This window comes from Streptomyces synnematoformans, from assembly GCF_039531005.1.
Taxonomy (GTDB): Bacteria; Actinomycetota; Actinomycetes; order Streptomycetales; family Streptomycetaceae; genus Streptomyces; species Streptomyces synnematoformans.
Map to the genome: position 1 here is coordinate 1 of NZ_BAAAPF010000687.1, position 1,173 is coordinate 1,173.

Here is a 1,173-nt window from a genome sequence, read left to right on the forward strand (position 1 = left end):
CTCGCGTACGGCGCGGGGCCGCGGGCCACGCTCGGGCTGGTGGCCGCGGCCGGCGCGGTGGCGCTGCTGCGCTGGCGCGACTACGTGCTCCCGGGCGACGTCACGGCGCTCGCGCACGAGGTCATCGCCCACCGGCTGGTGCTGTCCTTCGACGCCCTCGCCGACGGCGTCACCCCCGGGTCGGTCGTCGACGAGGTGCTGGCCGCGGTGCCGCAGCCGCGGGTCGCGCCGCACCAGGCCGAGGAGGCCGCCGACGGCCTCGACGGCCTCGACGGGTTCGACGGGTTCGGGAAGGCCGGGAGGGCCGCGTGAGCGCCCCGGGCAGCGCGACCGGCGCCCCGCGGACCGGCGCGCCCGGTTCGCCGTCGCTCGGCGAACTCACCCCGGACCAGGCGCTCCGGCACCTGCGGCTCATCTTCACCCGCCGCCCCGACGGCCTCCTCCAGGGCGACCACACCGCCCTCGTCCCCGGCCCCGGCGGCGAGCCGGACGAGAGCCGCGTCTACGCCCCGGGCGTCGACGACGTGCGCCGCATGGACTGGAACGCCACCGCGCGCACGACCGTGCCGCACGTGCGGACGACGCTCGCCGACCGCGAACTGACCACCTGGATCGTCCTCGACGCCAGCGCCAGCATGGACTTCGGCACCGGCCGGATGGAGAAGCGCGACCTCGCCGTCGGCGCCGCCGCGGCCGTCGCGTTCCTCACCGAGCGCGCCGGCAACCGCCTCGGCGCGCACCTCGTCCGCCCCGACGGCATCACCCGCATCCCGGCCCGCAGCGGCCGGCGGCACCTGACGCGGGTGCTGCGCACCGCACTCGAACGTCCCCGGGTGCCCGCAGGGCCGCAGGCGCACACCCTCGCGGAGGGGGTGGCCGCGCTGCAGCGCGCGGAGCGCCGCCGCGGGCTGGTGGCGGTGGTCTCCGACTTCCTCGAACCCGGCTGGGAGCAGGCGCTGCGCGCCCTGGCCGCACGGCACCAGGTCCTGGCGGTCGAGGTCGTCGACCCCCGCGAGCTGGCGCTGCCGGCGGTGGGGCTGCTGACGGTCGTCGACCCGGAGTCGGGGCGGCGGCGGGAGGTCCCCACCCACTCCAGGCGCCTGCGGGAGCGGGACGCCGCCGCGCCGGCGGCGCAGGGCGAGGCGATCGGCCGGGCGCTGCGCGCAGCGGGCG

General features: G+C 79.1%; 1 protein-coding gene and 1 pseudogene. Both read left to right on the forward strand.

The window, feature by feature from the left end:
• Nucleotides 1–312: pseudogene (locus tag ABD317_RS37125) on the forward strand (AAA family ATPase); the annotation flags it as partial.
• A partial coding sequence (locus ABD317_RS37130; protein WP_344296510.1) for a DUF58 domain-containing protein occupies nt 309–1,173 on the forward strand: 865 nt, incomplete at its 3' end. The pseudogene ABD317_RS37125 and the gene ABD317_RS37130, both read left to right, overlap by 4 nt.